We start from the raw sequence: 22838 nt of genomic DNA, 5'->3' as shown, positions 1-22838 counted from the left end.
CTGATGATTACATGGCCGGATTTAATGACTCAGTCAAGAAGTCAGCGGAACAGCTGGCAGAGAATGCTAAGGGGGATGAATCGGATGAATAAAGTTCAAAAGGGTGAGGTATTTCTGAACGTCATAAACGAACAGGTATTTAAGGTAACGCGTATCTACCGCGATAAACGAAAGCCCTATGCTGATATGCAAGAAGTGAGTAACTCAAAAAATAGTCTACCTATGCCACTGACAGAGCTGAAGGACACTGAGAAATGGATCAAGTTAAATGACGAAGAGTGGATTAATGAGTACGAAAGACAACAAATCCATTCAGAGGATGCAAAGAGAAGTACGAATCATGTAGTTCCTGGTCTGGAAGTTGATATGGGAATCTCGCCGGATAACAATAAACCTGCAAAAGGATTGCTGCACTATATACCATCTGAACTGTCTAAGCCTTGCATAGAGCAGATCAGCAGTGTATTTAAAAAGTTAGCGGGGAGGTTCAAACGATGAAAGCAATCACATTGACCATCTTTGGAACAGTCACAGTCAGCGGAGCAGCGTTACTGCTCCGCTTCATCTCTCAGACATTTGCTGAGGGTGAGGATGCAATTGATGACTATTACAGCAATGACACAAACAATGGAACGTATCAGGGCGAATGTCATTTCAGACCGCCATTTTTGAAGTAGGCAGCCTATGCAGCATAAAGAGGAGAAGCGACTGTCAGTAGGTGCAATCATTGAGGACAGAAAGTCAGGTGACGAATACAGGGTGACAGCAATGAACAAACACTATATCTACTATACAGGTATAAAAGGACTTAAAGTATCAGGCGCTATACCCAAAGGCGCCTTTCATCAGGATTTCACTGTGTTGAAGGAGGCTTGGAAGAAAGTTGGGACGACGTAAAGAGGATAGTCCGGAACCTGAGTATGCTTTCTATGATGGTGACGAATTTATAGACCTGGGAACTAAGGAGCAACTTCAAAAGAAATGGGGACTTGCAGCAAAGACATTAACATATATGGCAGCACCTGTGGCTAGAAAAAGAGGACTAAAGCGACTACTGTACAGAATTGAAGAGGACGATGAATAGGAGGAATCTCTATATGACATCATATATAAAGAATCGTAAGAATGCGAATAAAGGTAAGTATCTTGAGAACTTGATTGATATCAGTAACAAACAGTATCTTGCTAAAGGTGTAGCGCATATCACGAATATACCTACACCTACAAAGGTTAAATGGAGTGAAGGGGAGATAACAGGCGCCTATCACTCAGGTAAATCAACAGTGGATTTTATCGGTGTATTTGATGGTATGTTCGTCGCATTTGATGCTAAGGAGACCACTAAGAATTATCTGCCCTTCAAAGCTATCAGACAGCACCAGGCTGACTATCTAATATCCATCACTAAATATGGCGGATTGGGATTTATTCTTGTTCTATTCAGAGAAGTTAATGAACTATACATGATCAGTATTCAAGAATTTAAAGAGCTGCAGGAGACAATCAACAGAGCAAGTATACCGCTTCAGTGGTTCCAGGATAACAAGGAACCGATAGTATCGGAGTGGAATATCAGATATCACTATCTAAAGAGTCTGGGAAGGGTGGAGTAGATGGTTAATCTAATCGGGGAAAAGTTTTACCATCCATATCTTAAAACTGAAATAACTGTATTTGACTTTGATAGAGGGATGTTAAAAGCAAAAATTGGCAGTAGTGAATTCACTGAATGGTTGACAGTAAACCAAAGATTAGAATTTTATGCTGAACAACAAAAACAACGTGCTGATGAAGCTGAGAAACGCGCTGATGTGGCGGATGAGAAGTGGGAGAGGTTGAAGCAGAAAACCGCAGAAAAATATAAATATCTTGAAGGACAATTTGAAACGTGGGAACACGATGAAAACGAAAGTAAGTTATGGCGTACCAGTAAACATGAAGTCTTGATGATATTAAAGGATATGTCAGATATCGAACGAGGTGAAGAGTAGATGAATTTAAACGAATATCAGGAACTTGCAGGACGTACACATAACTCATTATTAACACAATCTGATGCATTAACTAACTATGCACTAGGTCTAACAGGTGAAGCAGGTGAAGTAGCAGATCAGATTAAGAAGCACGTCTTCCATGGCCACGAACTTGACCAAGTGGAACTGAAGAAGGAGTTAGGCGACGTGCTCTGGTATATTGCTAACCTCGCTGCAGTCAACGGCATTGAACTATCTGAAGTTGCAGAGTTGAATATCAATAAACTGATGAAGCGGTACCCGGAAGGTTTCAGTCAGGAAGATAGTATAAACAGGGAGGAAGAACAATGACGCCTATAGATATGATGATCACGATAATTGACCTAATACTTATCATAGCTATCGTTGTCTTTGCAGCATATGTTGCACTGATGGTAGGCATATCCATTCGTGCACGTAAAGAGTATAAGCAGTTTCAAAAAGAAAATGAACTCAAGATGGCAGAGTTTAGACATCGCCAGAAAGAAATGATGAAGAAATGGGAGGAACGGTCTGAACTCAGAAAGATGAAGCGAGACGCTCATAAACAATTCGGATGGAAAGAGGAGAATAAATAATGAATACAGAAACAGTAAGTTATATGGACGGAATGAATTGGGAATCGGTTGACGCTCATTACAAATGGCTAGGTGAGCGATTGAAAAAGAAACGGATGAAGCCGAGTGAATATCGGCAAGTACTCAATCAATCTATAAAGGGTTTGATGACTCTAAGTGATGATTCAGTATCTGCCAGAGAATATTATGAAAATAGAGACCTTGCTAGTAATTTAGGTAAATCAATTGGGTTATCTGTATTTTTAGAAGGTATCACTGGGCGTATTGTAATTTACAAACTAGAAGATATTCAGAAATACAAAGTCTTAGATGAGAGTGTTCTGCCGGATAATAAGTATTACCGTGACACCTATAGGACCTTAGTCAGACTGGTTGAATGGCTTAATAAATATGTCGATGTATTTGAATATCAGAATGGGGATGAATAGCATAAGAAGATTCAGGAAGGTATAAAGGCATCAATCAATAACAACCAGGTAATGATTAAATAAGAACATAAAAAAAGAGCCTTCTCGGCTCGTGGTTAATTCATTCGACAAATATATTATACCACGAAGCAGGAGGCTGTATATGACTCAATCATTATTAGAGATTCAGAATCTAGATTTCAAGAAGACAAGGAATAATGTCTATCATACATTCCGTAAATATAATAAGCTACTTAGAATTATGCCAGTCAGATCAATGCCATCAGTTACACAGTCATTCAGTTTTATTCCACCTGCAACGACTATCGGATTGAACGGTATTGAGTCGGCAGCATCAAAGAATCTGGAAAGAGAGAAGCTATTATTAGAGCGTAAGGAATTAATGGAACAGATGCATGCGGCAGTTGATAACTTAAAACCTGATGAGAAATATATCATTGTTCATAAGTATCTGCAGGAAGAGCCGAGCAGTGACTACTCAATCTATACTGATCTAGGACTAGGGAAGACGAAGTACTATACGGTCAAGAATGACGCGGTTATCAGGCTAGCGTTCTACCTGGGAATAGAGGAGTATAGCAAGGAAACAACTGAAGCAGTTAAGTAATAGATCTGGTAGATGCCAGGTCTTTTTTAATATATTAATAATTTAGATAAAAGTATAATAGATTATGTGGTTAAAAGTAAATTATTGTAAAGGAGTACTGGCTAATGGATATAATCAGTTTCTACGTGGATCTATTCAAAGAACAATTAATAAATTTATGGAACTATAACGCATTTAAGGATATAGTAATACCACTTTTAAATTTATTTATTGTTATATGGATTTACGCAAGTACAAATAAAATAAGAAGAAAAGAGATAGAGGAAAACTTTTCATTTCAGATACATAGTAGTAGGCCTATTTTCATTTTTGAGCCTATCATAATTAGATACGAATTTGATGAATCTCCTAGAAATGTTTTATTACAGAGATGGGCTTATAGTGATGATCCTTTAATGGATTATTATAGTGAAAAGAATTATAAAGAAGACATAACGAACAAATCTTTTATGAGATTCGTAAATATCGGTGATAGCTACGCTAAGAATATTAAAATTACGACACATCACATAAATGGCAAAAAATATTTTGATTTGGTCGGAGAAAAAACTTTCAGTGGTGGAGGGAGAGCATATAGTATATCTCAACAGGGATATAATAAAGATAAGCATACTATGCGCTATTCTTTTGATCAAATCGGCGAGCAAGGAGGATTTGCTCATGATTTTCATTTAAACAATAATGCAACAAGAATAAGAAAAAGAATAATAAGCAAAGAAGAAAAAATTAAAGTAAGTATAGACAAGAGTGATTTAATGATCATAAATCACTCCCTTTATGATGTGTATGGGAATATCACTCCTTATTTAAAAGTTGTTATTGAATATCAAGATAAACATAACAAAGATTATGTAGACGAAATATTTATAGGAATAAGTCGCAACTCTTTTAAGACTGGTTCCTCTGTTCGCGAAATGGTTAATGCTACTTTATCCGAATTGGATCCAGGTCATATAAAGGATTATGAGAATAGCGACAATATGAAATTCGTAAATTAATTATTATATGTTGGAAGGATTGTTTCGCGAACTTTCAGTGAACTATCTGCGAACAATAAACGGACAAACATTTCAAGGATTGCTGATATATTAATAGTATAGATAACTATAAAGACAGATGAAGCGGCTATGCTTTGGCTGTCTTTTATTATGTCATAACAATAGGTGATCCATATGTATCTAGACTGACTCAGTCTTTAATCTAGGAGAGAGCATAGTATGTACGACACAGTGAAGGAACGCATCAGGTTCTACAAGTCTCCACCATGGAGGCGGAAGCGTGAAGAAATACTGAAGCGAGACAACTATGAATGCCAGGAGTGTAAGAAGCAAGGTAAGGTAACAGTTGACTTGAACAGATTCAATCAAGGTACTAAGCACAAGTACTTAGACGTCGACCATATCGAAGAACTGCAAGACAGACCGAACTTAGCACTGACAGACAGTAATCTTATTACTTTATGCATAAAGTGCCATAATTTGAAACACGGCCGCTATCAGAAGAAGGTGAAGCAATGGGACGACGAAAGATGGTAGTAACGATGGGAAGACATGCAGGTAAATCTATACTTGCCGAAGGAATTAAAAGAAAACTTGAAGAAACCATAAGAGCGCCACTGACTCTTACTGAAGAACTTCAAAAAGAAGAACAGAACAAAATGAAAACGAAAAACTTTCTAAGAAAAATATGAGGACACCCCCCGGTCGAAAAATTTCAACCTGAAAATGAAGTCGTGGGAAACGGCATAGGGGTCGATTCCGCAGAAATTTGACCTTCTCGCGTATGACCCCCCACCCCCTGAGCGAAATGAGGTGAGTAAATGGATATTGATGAAAGGGAGGAACGTGTATTAAAAGAGCAGAGACGAATAACTAGATTATTCAAAGATATTCCGCCGAACAAAAAAAAAGTGGTTGAAGGACTGATCGTTCAGGCTGCACGTTTAAGAATTATGCTTGATGATGCCTGGAACGACATCAATGAAAATGGAGACGTTGAATTATTCCAACAGAGTTCATCTGTGGAACCTTATGAGCGTGAAAGGCCCGTCGCTAAACTGTTTAACGCTCGTGATGGTGCCTATCAAAAAATAATGAAACAGCTTTCTGATTTAGTTCCGGATACTCAAATGCCTGGGGGAAATAATAAATCCCGTGATTTATTATGATTCAGAATGAACACGTAACTTATTATATTGATCAGTACAAAAAAGGTGAGATACTTTTTAACGAAGAACGAAAACAACTGGTTGAATATCTAGAAAATTATGTTCTTCTGCTGGATAATGTGTTCTTTGATGAAGAAAAAATTAAAAATTGCATTAAATATATTGATAAATATTTCTTCGAAACACAGCCTTTTCAGAAGTTTTTAATCGCTTTTGTGTTCCTTTTTGAACAAGAAACGCTGCCTGATGGTGAAGAAATCATCTCACCTTATTTCAACGAGTTTCTAATAACACTCGGTCGAGGTGGGGGAAAAAACGGCTGGATATCCGGCGTAAGTAATTTCATGCAGACACCCTATCATGGTATTGCTGCTTATGATATTTCCATCGTGGCCAACTCAGAAGAACAAGCAAAAACTTCATTTGATGAAGTCTATAATATGATTGTTGATCATCAATTGTTTAAAAGCAGTGAGACACCTTATGAACCATTTAAGATAAGCAAGACGGAGATCGTCAACTTAGATACCAGGTCAAAACTTAAATTCAACACATCAAACGCGAAAACCAAGGATGGTGGCCGTGAGGGGTGTGTTATTTTTGATGAGATTCATATCTATGAGGATTCAAAGATGGTTGATGTCAAACGTGGTGGTTTAGGTAAAGTGCCGCATGCCAGAACTTTCTATATTGGAACGGATGGCCATGTTCGTGAAGGCTTCATGGATAGTCAGAAAAATAGAGCGCTGGCCATACTTAACGGCAAGGAATTGGAAGACAGACTTTTTCCTTTCATCTGCAAGCTGGATAAAGCGGAAGAAGTTAATGCTCACGTTAACTACCAAAAAGCTAATCCTATGTTTCATCCTCCTTTATGTAAGTACGCCCACGTCCTATTCAAAGAGGTCCATGGTGAGTTCAAGAAGCTGAGATACAATCCGAATGGACGTTCTGAATTTATGACGAAGCGGATGAACTTCCCTGAAGTCGATGAAAGCAAGGTACTCGCTACCTGGAAAGAAATCCTTGCAACTAACAGAGAAATGCCAGATGTGTCACAACGCATGTGTATCGGTGGTGTCGATTATGCGACGGTTAAAGACTTTGCTGCTGTCGGACTGTTATTCAGAAAAGGTGAAGAGTATATCTGGAAGGCACACTCATTCGTTCGTGAAGAGTTCTTGAAAAAGTCAGCAATCAAAGCACCTATAAGAGAATGGCATGAGCAAGGCTATCTGACGATTGTTGATGAGCCTTCCATTCATCCGACGATTATAGTGAACTGGTTTGTTGAAATGAGAGAACGGTACGGATTAGAAAAAGTTATCATGGATAACTATCGTGCCGATTTGCTTCGTCCATACTTTGAGGCAGCTGGAATTGAGGTAGAGGTTATTAAAAATCCACGCGCTATTCATGACCTCCTGCATCCACGAATAGAAACTATATTTGCTAATGAGCTATTAATATTGGGCGACAATCCTCTGATGCGTTGGTATATCAATAACGTAGCCGTAAAAGTAAATGTGTCTACAGGAAAACGGGAGTATATCAAGAAAGATGAATTTACACGAAAGACGGATGGATTCCACGCATTCTTGCACGCACTATATAGAGCGGATGAAATTGTAGACTTTGATATCGATGAAGCATTTGACTTGCTTGACGCGCTCGACTTTTAAGGAAGGAGGTGAATAAATGGGTATACTGGATATTTTTGCACTACGAGCGCGATCAGAAGAAGCATCTTATATTCTTGACCTGGATTTAGTACAGGACCCGTCAGCACGTTCCTATTTGAAGCGTATGGCGTTGCAGACAAGCATTGAGTATCTTGCTCGAGCAATCGCTCAAACCAGGTTTATTGTGAAGGGCACTAATAAGACGGAGCAAGACGCTCTCTCTTACAAGTTGAACGTCCGGCCGAACACTGATCAGAGTGCAGCAAATTTCTGGCATGAGGTGATGACTAAGTTGATCTATGATGGAGAAGTCTTGATTATTCAGACTGACACGAAAGATTTAGTTGTGGCCACAGACTTTCAGCGGGATGAAATGGCACTTTATGATGACACATTTTCCGATGTTTATGTCAAAGATTTTAAATACGAACGCGTCTTTAAGATGAGTGATGTCATCTATATGAAGTATGCGAATCAGAAACTTGAGCGATTTGTTGATGGACTATTTGCGGATTATGGTGAGATGTTCGGACGGATGATTGACAGGCATCTTCTTAACAATCAGATTCGGGGTACGGTGTCTATGCCGCTGAAAGGTAGTACTTATACCAAAGAGCAGATGGCAAAGATGAATGAGTTTGTTAAACGTCTTTACAATTCTTTTGACAAACCGGTGGCCATTGTTCCAGAAGCAGCCGGTATTGAATATAAAGACATACCATATGGTGGAAGTAATCAAGAGTTCAAAGAATTAAGTGAAATGAAGAAGTCAGTCACTGAAGATGTGGCCAGAATGATTGGGATTCCGCCAGTGCTTATTTCCGGTGAGATGGCAGACCTTGAGAATGCCATGACATCTTTTAATAAGTACTGTCTCGGTTATTTCTTGAAGTTGATTAATGATGAGATGAATGCGAAGTTTTTCGAGCCGGACGAATATCTCAACGGCGCGAAGATTAAGATGATTGGAATCAACAAGAAGGATCCTTTAGAACTTGCTACAGCGGTAGATAAGCTCAGGGCAAGCGGAACCTTTACAGGTAATCAGATACGTGAAATGTTGGGTGAAGAAGCGGTTGATAACGTGGAGCTTGATAAGTATGTAATTACAAAGAACTATCAATCTGTAGAAACTGCAGCACTGGAAGGAGGTGATAACAAATGACAAAGAATAGTATCCTGATGCTCAAACAAGAAGGTACAGTGGGAACCATTGATATCTATGGTGAAATCGTTCCGGAAGGATGGCGTTGGTATGACGATGAAGTATCTGCTTATAGCTTTAAAAGTCAGCTAGAGAAGTTTGAGGGTGTCACAGAGATTGTACTTAACATTAACTCTCCAGGTGGTGATGTGTATGAAGGTGTAGCCATCTACAATATGTTGAAGCGACACTCAGCGAAAGTAATTGCGAACATCGATGGCTTATGTGCAAGCGTGGCCACAATCATTACAATGGCAGCTGATGAAATCAACATGCCGGAAAATGCAATGATGATGGTCCATAATGCGATGATGGGTGTGTTTGGCAATCACAATGATTTTCGTGAAGCAGCTGACTACCTTGAAAAGCTGACTGATACAGTGACGACTGCTTATCTCGATAAGTCCGAAAAACTGAATAGAGAAACACTTAAAGCCTTATTGGATGCAGAAACTTGGTTGACTGCTGAAGAGGCTTTTTCTTATGGATTAATCGACAATGTTATCACTGCGAATAAGATGGTTGCATGTGCGACTAAGGAGCAATTATCAAAGTACAGCAAGACACCAGCTAAAGTATTTAATTCTGCAGGTAGAGCGGAGTTACTGAATGCATATGCTGATGATCAGCTCATTGAGCAGCGTATCAAATTGGTTGAAACACCTGAAGAAACTAGCAATGTCAAAGGATTATCTGTCGGCTTAAAGCTGGAAGAAACAGAAGGCTACAAGCATTTTATACAGGAGATCAAAGAAGTAAAAGAACTGTTGAAGAAATCTTCACTAGATTCAAAAACCGAACAACCAAAACAAAAATCTAGATATTACTAGGAGGAAAATAAATGGCAATTAAGTTTACAAACACTGATTTGCAGATGGCAGTCGAAGAAAAGCGTCAAGCCTATCTGTCAGCTGTACGTGAAGACAAGGAACCTGAAGTAGTAGAAAAGTTACAAGGCGAATACATGGAAGCATACGCTAAAGGTCTGAAAGATGAAGTAATGCAGACGGCCCGCGGTGAGTATAATGATTCAAATAGTGATTTAAATATTAAATTGCAGCGTGGAAACAATGTATTACTTGCTGAGGAACGTAAATTCTTTAAGATGCTTGTTGAAGATGAAGCGAACTATGATTCTTTCAAGAAGAAAGAACTTCTTCCGGTTACTACTGTTGAACGTATCTTTGAAGACATTAAAGTTGAACGTCCATTGCTTGCTAAAATCAACTTCCAGCTCGCTGGTCTCGTTACTCGTCTTATCAAAGTTGAACCATCCGGTGCTGCAGTATGGGGTGAAATTTTCGGAAAGATTCAAGGGCAAATTACTGCGAATGTTAAAGCTGTCAGCTTCTCGCAGAATAAACTGACAGCATTCGCAATCGTGCCGAAAGACTTGGCTAAATTCGGACCAGAATGGGTAGAACGATATGTTCGTTTACAGCTTGCTGAAGCGGTCGGCATCAAGTTAGAAGAAGGGGTCGTTAAAGGTGGTGGATCTGCTAAAAACGAACCTATCGGCTTGATGAAGGACTATGACACTGAAGCTGGTACTGTCACAGATAAAACTCCATCTGGCACACTGACATTCAAAGATGCTCGCACGACTGCGATGGAGCTTGCTGCAGTTGCTACAAAGTTATCTGTTAAGCAAGACGGTAAGCCAGTCAATGTTGCTGGTCAAATCTCATTAGCTGTTTCTCCGGCTGATCAGTTCGTTGTTGCGGCATCTAACACAATCCAGACTCAAAACGGCGCGTGGATTACTTCACTGCCATTCAACATTGATGTTGTAGCTTCTGAATTTATCCCTCAAGGGCAAGTGCTGCCTTTCGTAGGTTCTCGCTATTCTGCAGTTCATACAGGCAATGTGGATATCCAGAAATATGATCAGACACTTGCTCTTGAAGATTGCGATTTGTTTATCACGAAGCACTTCGCACACGGTATGCCGGATGATAACAAAACTTCTCTGCTTTACACTTTAGCAGTTGCTGACGCGGTACCAGTAGTCTAAGAAAAGAGGTGGTAGCATGACTATCACGACAACACATGTCGAGGAGTTCAAGGAGGACAATCGTATCTCTCACTCCTCGGAAGATAAGAAAATCACAAGAATGTTAGAGGCGTCATATGCGGACATCCAGAGCCGCTGTGGTGCCTTCGACATTGATACAAATCCACTCGGTAAAGACCTGGTCTTTCAACAGACACGCTATCGATTTAATGACATGCTGGAGTACTTCTATGATAATTTTCTTTCTGAGATTCACAGCCTCGGTATCAGCTTAATTGATGTTCCGGACGAGGTGGTTTAATGGTCAGGACACCACTTTCTCGTAATACAGGAAGTTCTTTAATTACACCTCTTAAACGTGCAGCGAAGAATTTACGCGATCTCGATACTGAGGTCACGTTCTACAAGTTCATCGCGGCAGACGGTCCGGAAGCCGGAGAAGTTGAAGAAAAAGTACTCTTTGAATGCATGGCAGAGGTTGACACTGTGTGGCTGCGGGATTTGGAACAGGCCATCGCGAATGGCACAGAATCAAATCTTAAGATATTTATCCGCGACACGCTGGGTGAATACATTCCGAATGAAGACACAGGCTATGTTTCCATCAACTATTACATGTTCCAGGACAAGCGCTTTAATATCCTTAATGTACAGCCTGATCCGAGAGACAAACGATTCATCATGATTACTGCAGGTATGAAAGATGCCGATTGAGTTAGAGGGTCTTGAAGCATTCGAACAGAGTCTTGAGAGTCGTTTTGGACGAGAGGCAAGACGGGAGATAACTGATAAAGCTCTTGTCATCGGAGCGCAAGTGATAGTGGAATACATTAAGAGTCAAATGGAGTCCTTTGCTGATACCGGTGCATCCATCAATGAAATAACGATAACTGAGCCGATGTGGATTAAAGGAAATCGTACAGTTAAGATTTACTGGGAAGGACCGAAAGACCGTTACCGTTTTATCCATCTCAACGAAAGAGGTCACTATGACCGGTCAGGTAAGTGGGTAGAGACGAAAGGTAAAGGAGCCATAGATCGTGCCATGCGTGCAGGACGAGAAGCTTATTTTGAAGCAGTCAAGACAGCGATAGGAGGGATGATATGACAGTGGATATACTGACGATGGTCTATGATGCAATCAAGGATGATGAGTTAATTGCAAAATACGTAGGTAATCGTATTAAGTTTAACGATTATCCGGACGCGTTATCAATGACTGAGCCTTATATTGTGCTGGATGACATCGATGACCCTGTTCCTGTCGCTTATATTGATGGCGATGAATCAGCCTATTCGTATATTGTACAAGTGGACGTATTTGTAAAGTACAGTACAACTTATAAGGCTCGATTAGTTCGTAATGAAATTTCTGAACGAATACAACGGTTGTTATGGGAAAAACTGAAGATGGGCAACGTCACTAACTTCAAGCCAGACTATAACAAGGATTTGAAACTATATAGCAGCACGCGACGTTACGAAACGATTATCTACAGGGATGACCTTAAGTCATCTCTTTTTTAATACTTAAAAATAGGAGGAAACAAAATGGTGAATGCACAAGCGAAGACGCCTAAAGCTTATATCAATGTAAAAGATTTAGGATTTGCAGTTGTATCTGCAGATGAATTGACAGGCACAACTTATACAAAAGTGACACAGACACGCGGTCTTCAAAAAATCGGTGTAGAAACTGGCGGGGAATTGAAAGAAGCATATGCTGACGGTTTGATTATTGAAGCAGGTAACACGGATGGTAAAGGAAAAATCACAATGACGATGCATGCTTTTCCTGCAGAAATCCGTGAAATTATTTTCAATGAAAAAGCTGATGAGAAAGGAATTGTCTCAGAAGTCGCAGGACAACAGAACAATTATGTTGCGGTTTGGTTCAAACGTGAGCGTCGTGATGGCACATATCAGCTGACGGGTCTAACAAAGGTTATGTTTTCTAATCCGAAAATCGAAGGTGAAACAGCTAAAGCTGACTGGGATTTCTCAAGCGAAGATACTGATGGTACAGCAATGCACCGCCAATCTGACCGTAAACGTAAAATCACATGGGACAGCGCAACAGCACTTGGAACTGAAGATGACTTTTTCACAGAACTACTAAAAGGTGCTTATGAAGCTCCAGCACCCACTCAAATAGTCTAACTAAAATAATTGGAGGAATTTAAAATGGCAACTAACAAGTATCGCGTTCTTACACCTTTCAAGGATTCTGAAGACAAGGATAAGGAATATCAGGCAGGGGATATTTACGCTCCATCTAAACGCATCGCAAAAGATCGCTATGAAGCATTGACATCAGTCAATAACTCGCTAGGCCGTCCAGTGCTTGCACTCGTCGAAGGTGACGGCGTTGAGAAGGAAGAAACGCCAGAAGAAACTAAAGCAGCTACAACTACAAAGAAATAACTGAAGCGGCCATCTGGTCGCTTTTCATTTTTATCTTGTCGACAATATAAAAATATAAACACAAGGGAGCAAATGAGCATGTCAAAAAAATTAAAACGTAATATTATCTGGTTAGTTAAAGATCCCGGAAATACAGAAAATCCTGAATTGATTCCTTATATGTCATCTGGCTTCATTCCAGCAAGGCTTATTTATGATGCAGTGTCAATCTTAAAAGAGCTTGATAATCCTCAAAGTGAATTATCAGAGCAAGAACAAATTGATTACTTAATGGATTTAGTCATTAAGATTTATGGAAATCAATTCAATCGAGAAGATATACTCGACAGATTACATGCGCCGGAATTTGTGCCATCACTTAAAGAACAAGTTCAGTTTGCTGCTCAGGGATATCAGAGTGATGAAACAAAAAAGTACCTGGAGAGCATCAGCTAGAAGGTATAGAAATCACTTGGGAATCTGTTTTGAATGACATGGATGCTTTTTTCTTACACTCTATGAAGAGAGGAAAGGATATAAATGATTTGTTAGATATGCCTTATCACTTCGTCATTAAATTGCTAGAACAAGAAGTGGAAGGAGCTTTCATGACAGATGAAGAACAGGATGCTCTACTCGCAGCATTATAAGCCTTAACCATATCAATTGGTTAAGGCTTTTTTTCGATATTTGAGGGAAGGAGGAAATCAATGGCAGACGAACAGATTAAAGGTCTCAGTATAGGAATCGACTTAAACGATATGGGGATAGATCGGACGTTGACAGATATCCGACGAAGCTTCCGGTCTTTATCAGGTGACATCAAGTTGGCATCGAATGAGTTGAAGTATGGCGAAAAATCAATGGACAGCTACAAGAATAATATCCGTACACTAGATAGTGCGATTAAGCTCCAAACCAAAAATGTCGAGGATTTGCGTGACCGATATAATAAACTTGCTAATGAACAGGGCGCCAACTCAAAAGCAGCTATTGCAGCACGCAATGAGTTTAATAAGCAACTTGACGTCTTAAATAAGACAAAGCGTGAATTAAATGGTGTTGTCGATGACTTCAAAGAGTTTCAGCAAGCAGAGCGTAAGGCAGCTGATGAAGCGAAATACCTTGAATCGCAGTTAGGAAAAGCACAGACAGCAATGAAAAACATGAGTCCTAAATTATCAGGAATCGGTGATGGACTAAAAGATATTGGTCGACAAGCCACAATCGGAATGTCAGTTCCTTTGCTTGCGGGATTCGGCGCGGCAATTAAAACATCTGCAGACTTTGAATCACAAATGAGTCGTGTCGGTGCAATCGCTGGAACAACTAAAGGCGAATTTGAACAACTGAAGAAGCAAGCGATGGATTTAGGGGCATCAACATCTAAGAGTGCGTCGGAGGTCGCTGCAGGTATGGAGAATTTAGCTGCAATGGGCTTTAATGCCAAGGAGATTATGGGTGCGATGCCGGGTGTTATTTCTGCTTCTGAATCAAGTGGTGCAGATATGGCACAGACTGCTGATGTTATGGCGGCCGCTATCAATGGTTTCGGTTTGAAAGCATCTGACGCTACTCATGTAGCTGACGTTCTAGCACAGACGGCGAATCAATCGGCAGCTGATATCACTGATATGCAGTATGCACTCAAGTATGCAGCTGGTCCTGCACATGCACTTAAGATTCCGCTTGAAGAAACATCTGCTGCTATAGGTATTATGACTGATGCAGGGCTTGATGGCTCAAACGCAGGTACTGCATTACGGGGTTCATTACTTTCTTTACTTGATCCGTCTGAAGAAAATTCGAAACGTATGGAAGCAATGGGTATTCAACTTGAAGATTCTAATGGTAAGTTTGTTGGAATCAGTGGTGTGATCGGTCAATTTAAACAGAAGATGGATGGCATGACAGATAGTCAGAAGGCTGCTAATTTATCAGCATTAGTAGGTAAAGAGTCAGTTTCTGGTTTTCTTACATTGATGGAAGCTGGTCCGAGCAAAATTGATAAAATGACAAAATCGCTGAAGGACTCAGGCGGCGCATCGGCTGAAGCAGCTAAAAAAATGAAAGATAATCTGAAAGGCGCTCTTGATGAGCTGGGCGGAGCAGTAGAGACAGCTGGAATAAAGATCGGTGATTTACTTTCTCCAGCTATACGAGGAATTGCTGAGAGTATTGGCAAAGCAATCAATGTCTTTAATAACCTACCTAAAAGCATGCAGTTAGGTATTACGGTATTCGGTCTACTAGCAGCAGCAATCGGGCCTATTATTTTAGGTATCGGTACAGTGATTTCTATTCTAGGGACTGCTGCGGGCGTCATTGGTGGACTATCCCCTGCAATAATGGGATTGCTTGGTCCTATTGGAATAGCGGTCGGTGTAATTACTGGTCTTGGTATAGCTTTCACAGTTGCTTACCAAAAAAGTGAGACCTTCAGAAATATAGTCAATTCAGCTATTCAGGGTGTAATGGGTACTTTCAGGAACTTAGGTAGCATCATTAAAGGTGTATTTCAGCTGTTTCAGGGGAACGGCACACAAGGTGTCATCACACTTTCTAAGTTTTTCCCGCCGGGACTAGTAGTCGGAATAGCACAAACAGTTGATATGATTAAAAGAAGTGTAATGTCTGCTGTAAAAGCAGTGTCTGATTTCGCTGGACAAATAGGCCGTCAGATTTCGACATTCTGGCAGCAGAACGGTTCCAGCATCACGGCCGCTGTACGAAATGTTGGAAAAATAATAGCCACAGTTTTTCAAGGAATTCTTGCGGTATTCCGTTTTGTGTGGCCGTTGGCGGCTGCCGTTATACGTTCGGTCTGGGAAAATATAAAAGGAATTATCTCTGGCGGTCTACGAATCATTCAAGGGTTAGTTAAAGTTTTCTCAGGCATTTTCACAGGTGACTTTAAAAAAATCTGGGAAGGTGTCAAAGATATTTTCTTCGGCGCAATCCAAGTTATATGGAACTGGGTTCAATTACAGTTCTTAGGTAAAATTCTTAAAGGCGTAGGTGCTTTTTCAGGAACTTTTAAAACTTTATTTGTGAATGTATGGAAACTTATAAAGGGAATCTTTTCAGGGACTATTTCAGCAATAGTTAAATCGTCACTGAATTTCTTTACTAATCTATCTAAAGGTACAAGTAGTATTTTTAATGGCATTCTTAAGTTTATCGGCAATACGCTAAGCGCTCTTAAGAAAACTATTATAGAGGGTGCTAAAAATTCTGTAAAAGGAGCAATGGGAAATTTCTCTTCTCTGTTCAAGAATGGTACGAAATTATTCTCTGATTTACGTACTCATATCTCAAACAGTTGGACTGGTTTAAAAAAGACGGCTATCGATGCTGCAGTTAAACTTAAAGATGGAGTAACAGGGCCTTTCAAAGCACTGTGGGGAAATATTAAAACATTATCTGGTAATATAAGTTCATCTGTCACAGGAATGAAAGACAAAGTTATCGGAGCAGCTAAAGCACTTGCTTCTGGTCTTAAGACCCATGCAATAGGCGGCCTTAACAAAATGATTGACGGTGTGAACTGGGTCGGCAATAAACTTGGCATGGGTGATAACCTCATACCTCGACTTTCAACAGGGACAGGTGCAACAAAGAAGGATATGCTTGCAGTCGTCGGGGACCGCGGTCCTGGTAATGGAGCAGGTGGCGCAACTCAAGAATTAATTAGATATCCTAACGGACAGATAGAACTTACACCTGCCACTGACACACTTAGATTCTTGCCAAAAGGCTCAACAGTTTTCAACGGTGATCAGACGCTCGATATTATGAGAATGATGTCTAAAAATGATAACGAACCTGGTGCCGGTGGACCTTTTGATTTTTTAAATCCTATTAAAGATTATGCGGGAGAAAAACTGAATCAACTTGTTGGTTTCGGCCAGAAAAAATTAATTGAATCTGGCACTAATTTAGTTGACAATTCCACTAAAATGATTGGAGCTAAAAAGACGGCGCAAGTAATGTCTAGTGTGGCCAAAGTTGGAGCACCAATTAAAGAAACAGCTGAAGAAATTTATGATTTGATTCAAGACCCATCTAAACTTGTAGGGATTATCCTTAAGCGGTTTGGTGTAGATTTTTCAGGAATTACTGCAGTACCAGGTAAAATCATGGGTGCTGGATTTAACTCTCTTAAAAAAGGTATGATGAACACCTTCAAGAAGTGGGGAGATGAATCGGGCGGTGCGGCAAGTGCAACAGGTGGTATTCTTGACCCTAACTTAATTAGTTACTTCTTCGGACATACTGAAGCCTACACCCGCACAACTGGTCGCCAATGGCACGAAGGTGTCGACTTCCCATTTGTGTATCAGCCGCTTAAAACACCAATGGGCGGAACCCTCACACGACAACCATTCATGGCCGGTGGTTACGGCAACTGGGTCACAGTCGATAATGGCGGTACACGTCTTATCTTTGGTCACTTAAGAGATTATGGACGGTCTCCATCATCAGGAACACGCGTGAAGCCGGGCGATATCGTAGGGACTTCAGGTAATACGGGATTTTCTACTGGTCCTCACTTACATTTTGGTGTTAAACAAAATGGAGTAGACATCAACCCATTACCATGGTTAAGAGCAGCTAAACCCAAAGCACACGCAAATGGTGGCATGACTTTAAGTAATGGTTTCTTTGAGTTGAATGAGACACATCCAGAATACATCGTGCCGACAGATCCATCAAAGCGGACGCAAGCGATGAAACTTTGGTCGTTAATTGGCCAGAAGCTAAGAAGTGGTAGAAGCTTACAGACAGATCAATTACCTAATCCAGGTTCATTTTCTAGCAATGAACAACATCTCTTAAAGATGATGGGGATGATGCAGGAACAAATAAACCTGCTCAATAAATTGCTGTTAAGTAATCAGAACCTAGAAAAAAATGAAAGTAATTTTGATGAGAATGGTTTTGCCAGAAGATTGAATCAAAAAATTAAATCAATGAATCGTTTAGAGGAAAGATTCACATAGGAGGTGATGTATAATGGATTTTAAATTCAATGGTAAAGATGCACCGAACTGGCTCATTATAGAAGATAGTTTCAAGTTGCCGAATTTTCATGTAAAAAATGATTATATTAAAAAAGAAAACGTTAATGGAGCTATTTACAACTCATTCAGTGTTGATGCATTAGAATTTAAATTACCATTAATTATCAGAAATCACTTCGTAAAAAGAAGCACAGATGAAGTCAGAGAATTTATCTCTGACTTCTTTTACTCTGAAAGCGAAGCATTTCTTGAATTTAGCTTTACAAATAAAAAATTACTATGTTCAATTGATGGACCATTCGAATTAAAACAAAATATTTATGGGTTCGAAATAATAGAACTCACAGTCAAATCATCACGTTGGTATTATGAGTTAAATGGTGAACCAAACAAAGATAACTTTATGAATGGTCAGCTCACAACCTTTAACGCAGGCATCAAGACACCGCCTGTACAGTATATAAAGGTTAAAGAGGATGCCACGATATTAAGCATCAATAATGAAACGACTGGTAAATCTGTAGTTTTTGGCAAAGAAGTCTCAGATGCTAACATGCTGCTACAACGTAATATGGGTGTCCTTAATGCTTATGCATCTGACATATTTAACGGATGGCCAAATATTGCAGAAAAGACTGCGCTCCCCGTTGTCGGGACAGCTAAAGGTAAGTATACGTCTAAAGATAATGTGATGTTTGTTGATACATTTGGTGATAGAATCGGTATGTCTGACTGGTTTGGACCAGCCAAGTATAAACAGCTTGATCAGCGTGTGTCAGGCAACTGGGAATTTGAGTGTCGGATTATAACGCCACCATCTAAAAATTTAGAGATGGGACGTAAACAATTTATTCTACTGGACGAATTAAAGAAACCTGTAGCTGTAATAGAAGCACGTAATCAATCAACAATGAATAATTCAATTGAAGTAATAATGACACTATACAATGAGAATAAATCTAAACAGGTTCTTTATTACGAAAATGCTGGATGGCGTCAACAAGGCCTTGTTCTCAAATTGACTAAAACAGAAAATAAGTATACAGCTTATGTCGGCGTTGATTACAACGTCATCACTGGAATGCGATACAGCACGCATACAGGCAGATATATTCGTACATTTGATGACTATGCAGGAGATTATAAACGAGCATTAGTCTTTGTGCAGACGCAGGATCTAAGAGCACCTAACTATGATCCTATGAAATTCAACACCTCTTATGCTAAAGTACAGCAGCTTGCAGTTGAGTCAGAATCTCCCTATATTTTTTCTGCAGGAGATGAACTGGTCATCGACCATGACAAACATCTGCTAACAATTAACGGCGAACCTAAATATCACAAGAGCCTTAAGAGCGATTACTTTGAAATCGTGCAAGGTGAAAACATCATCACAGTGAATCCACCAAGCATCATTGAAAGTGGCTATCAAGCGTATAGGGAGCGTTATCTATGACAAGTATCTATTTAGTATCGCAGAATGGCCAGAAAATCATAGGTGAATTTAAGAAACACGTCGGTGCCACTATAAATATCAATGACACGAATGCCTATGAACTTAGCTTTGAAATTGAGGCGAATGATGACACATTTGTGTTAGAACAGCAATCACGTCTGCTTACTCAATTCAATGGTGTGTGGTATGAGTTCATTGTGCAGGAAGTAGAAGTATTCTATGGCCGTTATAAATATCTATCAATTAAGGCTTATCCGACTCATGATGATTTAAAGGTCATTCACCTGCTGCAACCATTCAGTCTGCCAACTGGCACTGTCATGAGCATCGTTGATTATATTCTTTACGATAGCAGCTGGAAGCGCGGAAAGATTACTTACACAGCAAATCAGAGAGCATTTTCTACTGATCACATTAAATCAGCCTATGATTTATTGGGTGAGGTGGCTAATTTAATTGGACATGAATTGCGGTTCAGAATCGACGTAGACGAGGAAGCAAACTTTATTACTCGCTATGTCGATTTTATTATTGATGATAAGGAATTGAGCGGAAAAGAACTGAAGTTTGAGCGAGACCTGGTTAAGCTGGTCAAGCACATCAATTATTCAGAAGTATTTACACAGCTGCATGTATTGGGTCCTGAAGCTGACAATCAACCGCAGAGACCTACGGTGACGGTTGAGGATAAAGTAGCCTATGACTTTTTTAACAGGAATGGCAAACATGTCAGTGATGTATATGAGCCACAGATAACAGCTAATCTTACAGGCTATGCATTAACTGAGAAGTTGAAAGTGCTTGGGACAAACGAACTGAAGAAGCGTAATAAAGAAGCATTAGAGTGGCAGATTGAGATTGCGCGCCTCGACAGTCAACCGGGCTATGAACATGAGTCAATCAGCATGTATCAGTGGGTATTAATCAGAAATATCTACGAAGGAACATTGTATAAAGCTCGAATCAGTGGGCTAAGCGGCGAACTCGACAACCCTAAAATGGCAGTGGCCACATTCACTAGAATAGAAAAGGTAGGTGATTTATAGGTGTATAAAGAGATAAACAGAGTTGAGAATATTAATGGTAACGTTCTAAGACACAGCGACACGACTTCGACTCTAAAATTTAAATTCAGAAATGAAGCCGGAGAAAGTATTGTCCTCAAATCAACGGATATAGCACATATTAGAATCAATAACTATAACGATAAGAGCTACGTCGCAATCACTAGCTATAAGACGGACGGTGACAGTCTGCTTTTTAATATCCCTGAAAATGTTTTGCCGGGAACATATTATCTCGAAGTGAAAACTGTTGATGGCAAGTATTACCCAGCTAATGATGAGGCGATGATTGTACTTAAACAATCCAGTCTGACCAGTGAGCAGCAGATTATTTCAGTTTATGGCTTTGATAATGTGGTCAGCGAAGTCGTTCAGCAAATAGACATTGACCACCATCTTGTTGATACAACAGCGCTGAAGTCTGAAGTTATCAACGAAATTAACTATGATCCAGTTGCGATTGAGACAAATGTACTGAGCAAAGTACCACTTGATAAGAACGTCTACAATGTATTGAACCATGGCGCAAAGGGCGATGGTGTTACGAATGACCGTGAAGCGATTCAAGAACTGATTAATCAGATGCCTGAAGGGTCAATTCTTTACTTTCCATCAAATCCATACGACTATATTATTGATTATGTTTTATTCGTCACCAAGAAGATTATCATCCGTGGGGATTCATACGCGTTAAGTCGCATTAAGGTTGCGAATAACTCAACTCTTTTTCACAATCCTAATCGTGATAACGATGACCGGAACAAACAGAGCGGCTACAATCTTTTTAGAGATTACCATTCGGTATTCTTTTTCGTTGATTGTGATATTAGTCTTCATAATCTGCAGATTGATGGAAATCCGCAAGGACAGCAGGACATTGTAAACGGTGTGACATGGAATTATGTAGGCCCATCAATCGGCGATAAGTCACGTAATTACTATAAGTACTATCATCTTGTGCAGGCACAGTACAACAGAGCAGAAGCACATACAATTGATATTCAAGGCTGTTTCTTTCATGGTGGAACATGGAACAACGTGGTACTTAATAATAACGGACCAATGCGTAATGATCTGCTAAAGATTCGTATCTTTAACAATATCTTTGAAGGCTCTGCGCAGGACATGTTAAGTATGCACTTTGTGGGTAACTGGGAAGTCAAAGCGAATAAGTTTTTGAATCCAAACTCACATTGCGCACACAGCTACTTTGACACAAACAAAGGTGTATTTGACAGCAACTATTTCCTATTTACCGATGATGTCAACTGGATTGCGCCAAATAGAGCTGATGATCAGGTAGGGGGACGGGTACTTGAAGCGATTCGTTTCGGCCATGGTGTCTACAAGTCGCATATTAAGGACCAGATGTTCACGAACAATGTAATCGAAGTGCGGACAGAAACGCTTAACGTCTATGCTATCAATATCAGTAATACGACGACTAATATCATCATTGAGAATAATGTCTTGAAAAACGTGACGATCGGTATATTTGCGCCTGCCGTTATGTTAGGCAATTCTTCAATTAGAAAAAATAACATCACTCATAAACAGGGCGGCATTATTCATCGAGTTTCTGATAATAATGGTACATTCGTGGGTGTGCCGTCAGACGTATCGACTCCTGTTTCAGCAGCAGTTGACATCACGGATAATTCTATCAAGCGTTTAGGAACCTCGACTCTTAATGCTGATATCGTGGTAAATAAGCCTAATTACAATGAAGCAGACATTAAGAAGTACACTACTACACTGCAGCGTAATCAATACGATACGATTATCACTGACAAGTCTATCAAGTACGAAATTAAAGAAACATCCAACTGTGGTACTCAAAATCACAATGCCGTCGTGCAGATACCTTACACAAGTGATCGTCAGCTCCATAACGTGCTGAAATTTGAAAATGCACCGACAAACGGACAGACTGATGCATATGTCTATATTGATATTGTAGACAGTAGGCGTGGGTTGATTCAGGATGTCGTAAAGATTGCCTTCAGCGGTAGTGATGCAACAGTGACGCGTGAGAATATGCGTGGTGACTCAGCCATGACTACCTACACATACTCAGTCACGACAAACAGCATGGGACTCAATACGCTGCAGGTCAACGCACCGGCACTCTCACTATCTACACTCAAATATACTGCGACGTCAAGAACGCATAAAATGTATAGCAAGTAACCTCTCACA

30 protein-coding genes are annotated in these 22838 nt (G+C 39.9%); all 30 read left to right on the top strand.

Annotated elements, in window-relative coordinates; translation table 11 throughout:
• Nucleotides 1-84 precede the first annotated feature (84 nt).
• Entirely contained in the window at nucleotides 85-498 is a 414-nt protein-coding gene (locus ERX27_RS07565) for a hypothetical protein (protein WP_133432232.1), read from the top strand.
• Nucleotides 495-677 carry a hypothetical protein gene (locus tag ERX27_RS07560; protein WP_133432231.1) on the top strand — a complete coding sequence of 61 codons (183 nt, stop codon included), beginning with the start codon at nucleotides 495-497 and terminating at the stop codon, nucleotides 675-677. Before ERX27_RS07565 ends, ERX27_RS07560 begins: the two co-directional genes overlap by 4 nt.
• A gap of 7 nt (nucleotides 678-684) precedes the next feature.
• Nucleotides 685-897, top strand: a complete 213-nt coding sequence (locus ERX27_RS07555) for a hypothetical protein (protein ID WP_133432230.1) — start codon at nucleotides 685-687, stop codon at nucleotides 895-897.
• The gene (locus ERX27_RS07550) at nucleotides 884-1084 is read left to right on the top strand and encodes a hypothetical protein (protein ID WP_133432229.1); all 201 of its coding nucleotides are present in this window, start codon (nucleotides 884-886) and stop codon (nucleotides 1082-1084) included. The genes ERX27_RS07555 and ERX27_RS07550 overlap by 14 nt, the downstream gene beginning before the upstream one ends.
• A gap of 13 nt (nucleotides 1085-1097) precedes the next feature.
• Entirely contained in the window at nucleotides 1098-1613 is a 516-nt protein-coding gene (locus ERX27_RS07545; RefSeq protein WP_165983123.1) for a Holliday junction resolvase RecU, read from the top strand.
• A complete protein-coding gene (locus ERX27_RS07540; RefSeq protein WP_133432227.1) occupies nucleotides 1614-1991 on the top strand; it encodes a hypothetical protein in 378 nt (125 codons plus the stop codon). It abuts the gene before it with no gap.
• Entirely contained in the window at nucleotides 1992-2324 is a 333-nt protein-coding gene (locus ERX27_RS07535) for a nucleoside triphosphate pyrophosphohydrolase family protein (RefSeq protein ID WP_133432226.1), read from the top strand. It abuts the gene before it with no gap.
• Nucleotides 2321-2590, top strand: coding sequence for a hypothetical protein (locus ERX27_RS07530; RefSeq protein ID WP_133432225.1), 270 nt, complete (start codon nucleotides 2321-2323; stop codon nucleotides 2588-2590). Before ERX27_RS07535 ends, ERX27_RS07530 begins: the two co-directional genes overlap by 4 nt.
• Nucleotides 2590-3018 (top strand): hypothetical protein, encoded by a 429-nt coding sequence (locus ERX27_RS07525; RefSeq protein ID WP_133432224.1) that lies wholly within the window; start codon nucleotides 2590-2592, stop codon nucleotides 3016-3018. Before ERX27_RS07530 ends, ERX27_RS07525 begins: the two co-directional genes overlap by 1 nt.
• Before the next feature lie 142 nt (nucleotides 3019-3160).
• A complete protein-coding gene (locus ERX27_RS07520; RefSeq protein ID WP_133432223.1) occupies nucleotides 3161-3625 on the top strand; it encodes an ArpU family phage packaging/lysis transcriptional regulator in 465 nt (154 codons plus the stop codon).
• Nucleotides 3626-3729: 104 nt separating this feature from the next.
• A complete protein-coding gene (locus tag ERX27_RS07515) occupies nucleotides 3730-4623 on the top strand; it encodes a hypothetical protein (protein ID WP_133432222.1) in 894 nt (297 codons plus the stop codon).
• A gap of 219 nt (nucleotides 4624-4842) precedes the next feature.
• Nucleotides 4843-5160, top strand: coding sequence for an HNH endonuclease (locus ERX27_RS07510; RefSeq protein ID WP_133432221.1), 318 nt, complete (start codon nucleotides 4843-4845; stop codon nucleotides 5158-5160).
• Nucleotides 5154-5315, top strand: coding sequence for a hypothetical protein (locus ERX27_RS11410; RefSeq protein WP_165983122.1), 162 nt, complete (start codon nucleotides 5154-5156; stop codon nucleotides 5313-5315). Before ERX27_RS07510 ends, ERX27_RS11410 begins: the two co-directional genes overlap by 7 nt.
• A gap of 129 nt (nucleotides 5316-5444) precedes the next feature.
• The gene (locus tag ERX27_RS07505) at nucleotides 5445-5792 is read left to right on the top strand and encodes a hypothetical protein (protein ID WP_133432220.1); all 348 of its coding nucleotides are present in this window, start codon (nucleotides 5445-5447) and stop codon (nucleotides 5790-5792) included.
• The gene (locus tag ERX27_RS07500; protein WP_133432219.1) at nucleotides 5789-7474 is read left to right on the top strand and encodes a terminase TerL endonuclease subunit; all 1686 of its coding nucleotides are present in this window, start codon (nucleotides 5789-5791) and stop codon (nucleotides 7472-7474) included. Before ERX27_RS07505 ends, ERX27_RS07500 begins: the two co-directional genes overlap by 4 nt.
• A 16-nt stretch (nucleotides 7475-7490) precedes the next feature.
• On the top strand, nucleotides 7491-8639 hold the full coding sequence (locus tag ERX27_RS07495; RefSeq protein ID WP_133432218.1) for a phage portal protein: 1149 nt from the start codon (nucleotides 7491-7493) through the stop codon (nucleotides 8637-8639).
• Entirely contained in the window at nucleotides 8636-9508 is an 873-nt protein-coding gene (locus ERX27_RS07490) for a head maturation protease, ClpP-related (RefSeq protein WP_133432217.1), read from the top strand. The genes ERX27_RS07495 and ERX27_RS07490 overlap by 4 nt, the downstream gene beginning before the upstream one ends.
• Before the next feature lie 11 nt (nucleotides 9509-9519).
• Nucleotides 9520-10692 carry a phage major capsid family protein gene (locus tag ERX27_RS07485; protein WP_133432216.1) on the top strand — a complete coding sequence of 391 codons (1173 nt, stop codon included), beginning with the start codon at nucleotides 9520-9522 and terminating at the stop codon, nucleotides 10690-10692.
• A gap of 16 nt (nucleotides 10693-10708) precedes the next feature.
• Nucleotides 10709-10993 carry a head-tail connector protein gene (locus ERX27_RS07480; protein WP_133432215.1) on the top strand — a complete coding sequence of 95 codons (285 nt, stop codon included), beginning with the start codon at nucleotides 10709-10711 and terminating at the stop codon, nucleotides 10991-10993.
• Nucleotides 10993-11406 carry a head-tail adaptor protein gene (locus ERX27_RS07475; RefSeq protein WP_133432214.1) on the top strand — a complete coding sequence of 138 codons (414 nt, stop codon included), beginning with the start codon at nucleotides 10993-10995 and terminating at the stop codon, nucleotides 11404-11406. The genes ERX27_RS07480 and ERX27_RS07475 overlap by 1 nt, the downstream gene beginning before the upstream one ends.
• Nucleotides 11396-11800 (top strand): hypothetical protein, encoded by a 405-nt coding sequence (locus tag ERX27_RS07470; protein WP_208001769.1) that lies wholly within the window; start codon nucleotides 11396-11398, stop codon nucleotides 11798-11800. The genes ERX27_RS07475 and ERX27_RS07470 overlap by 11 nt, the downstream gene beginning before the upstream one ends.
• The gene (locus ERX27_RS07465) at nucleotides 11797-12219 is read left to right on the top strand and encodes a hypothetical protein (protein ID WP_133432213.1); all 423 of its coding nucleotides are present in this window, start codon (nucleotides 11797-11799) and stop codon (nucleotides 12217-12219) included. The genes ERX27_RS07470 and ERX27_RS07465 overlap by 4 nt, the downstream gene beginning before the upstream one ends.
• A gap of 24 nt (nucleotides 12220-12243) precedes the next feature.
• A complete protein-coding gene (locus ERX27_RS07460) occupies nucleotides 12244-12852 on the top strand; it encodes a major tail protein (protein WP_133432212.1) in 609 nt (202 codons plus the stop codon).
• A 24-nt stretch (nucleotides 12853-12876) separates the two neighbouring features.
• Nucleotides 12877-13116, top strand: coding sequence for a hypothetical protein (locus ERX27_RS07455; RefSeq protein WP_133432211.1), 240 nt, complete (start codon nucleotides 12877-12879; stop codon nucleotides 13114-13116).
• 78 nt (nucleotides 13117-13194) lie between these two features.
• Entirely contained in the window at nucleotides 13195-13551 is a 357-nt protein-coding gene (gene gpG, locus ERX27_RS07450; protein WP_133432210.1) for a phage tail assembly chaperone G, read from the top strand.
• A 38-nt stretch (nucleotides 13552-13589) separates the two neighbouring features.
• Complete coding sequence (gene gpGT / locus ERX27_RS11640; RefSeq protein ID WP_424960615.1) at nucleotides 13590-13745, top strand: phage tail assembly chaperone GT; 156 nt, start codon at nucleotides 13590-13592, stop codon at nucleotides 13743-13745.
• A 60-nt stretch (nucleotides 13746-13805) separates the two neighbouring features.
• Nucleotides 13806-18098: a phage tail tape measure protein gene (locus tag ERX27_RS07445; protein WP_133432209.1), complete on the top strand. Its 4293-nt coding sequence runs from the start codon at nucleotides 13806-13808 to the stop codon at nucleotides 18096-18098.
• Nucleotides 18099-18111: 13 nt separating this feature from the next.
• Entirely contained in the window at nucleotides 18112-19575 is a 1464-nt protein-coding gene (locus ERX27_RS07440) for a phage distal tail protein (protein WP_133432208.1), read from the top strand.
• Nucleotides 19572-20621 (top strand): phage tail spike protein, encoded by a 1050-nt coding sequence (locus ERX27_RS07435; protein ID WP_133432207.1) that lies wholly within the window; start codon nucleotides 19572-19574, stop codon nucleotides 20619-20621. Before ERX27_RS07440 ends, ERX27_RS07435 begins: the two co-directional genes overlap by 4 nt.
• Complete coding sequence (locus ERX27_RS07430) at nucleotides 20622-22829, top strand: glycosyl hydrolase family 28-related protein (protein WP_133432206.1); 2208 nt, start codon at nucleotides 20622-20624, stop codon at nucleotides 22827-22829.
• Nucleotides 22830-22838 lie beyond the last annotated feature (9 nt).

Source organism: Macrococcus brunensis, from assembly GCF_004359615.1.
In the GTDB taxonomy this organism is placed as follows: Bacteria; Bacillota; Bacilli; order Staphylococcales; family Staphylococcaceae; genus Macrococcus; species Macrococcus brunensis.
This window is presented reverse-complemented; position numbering and strand designations above follow the sequence as displayed.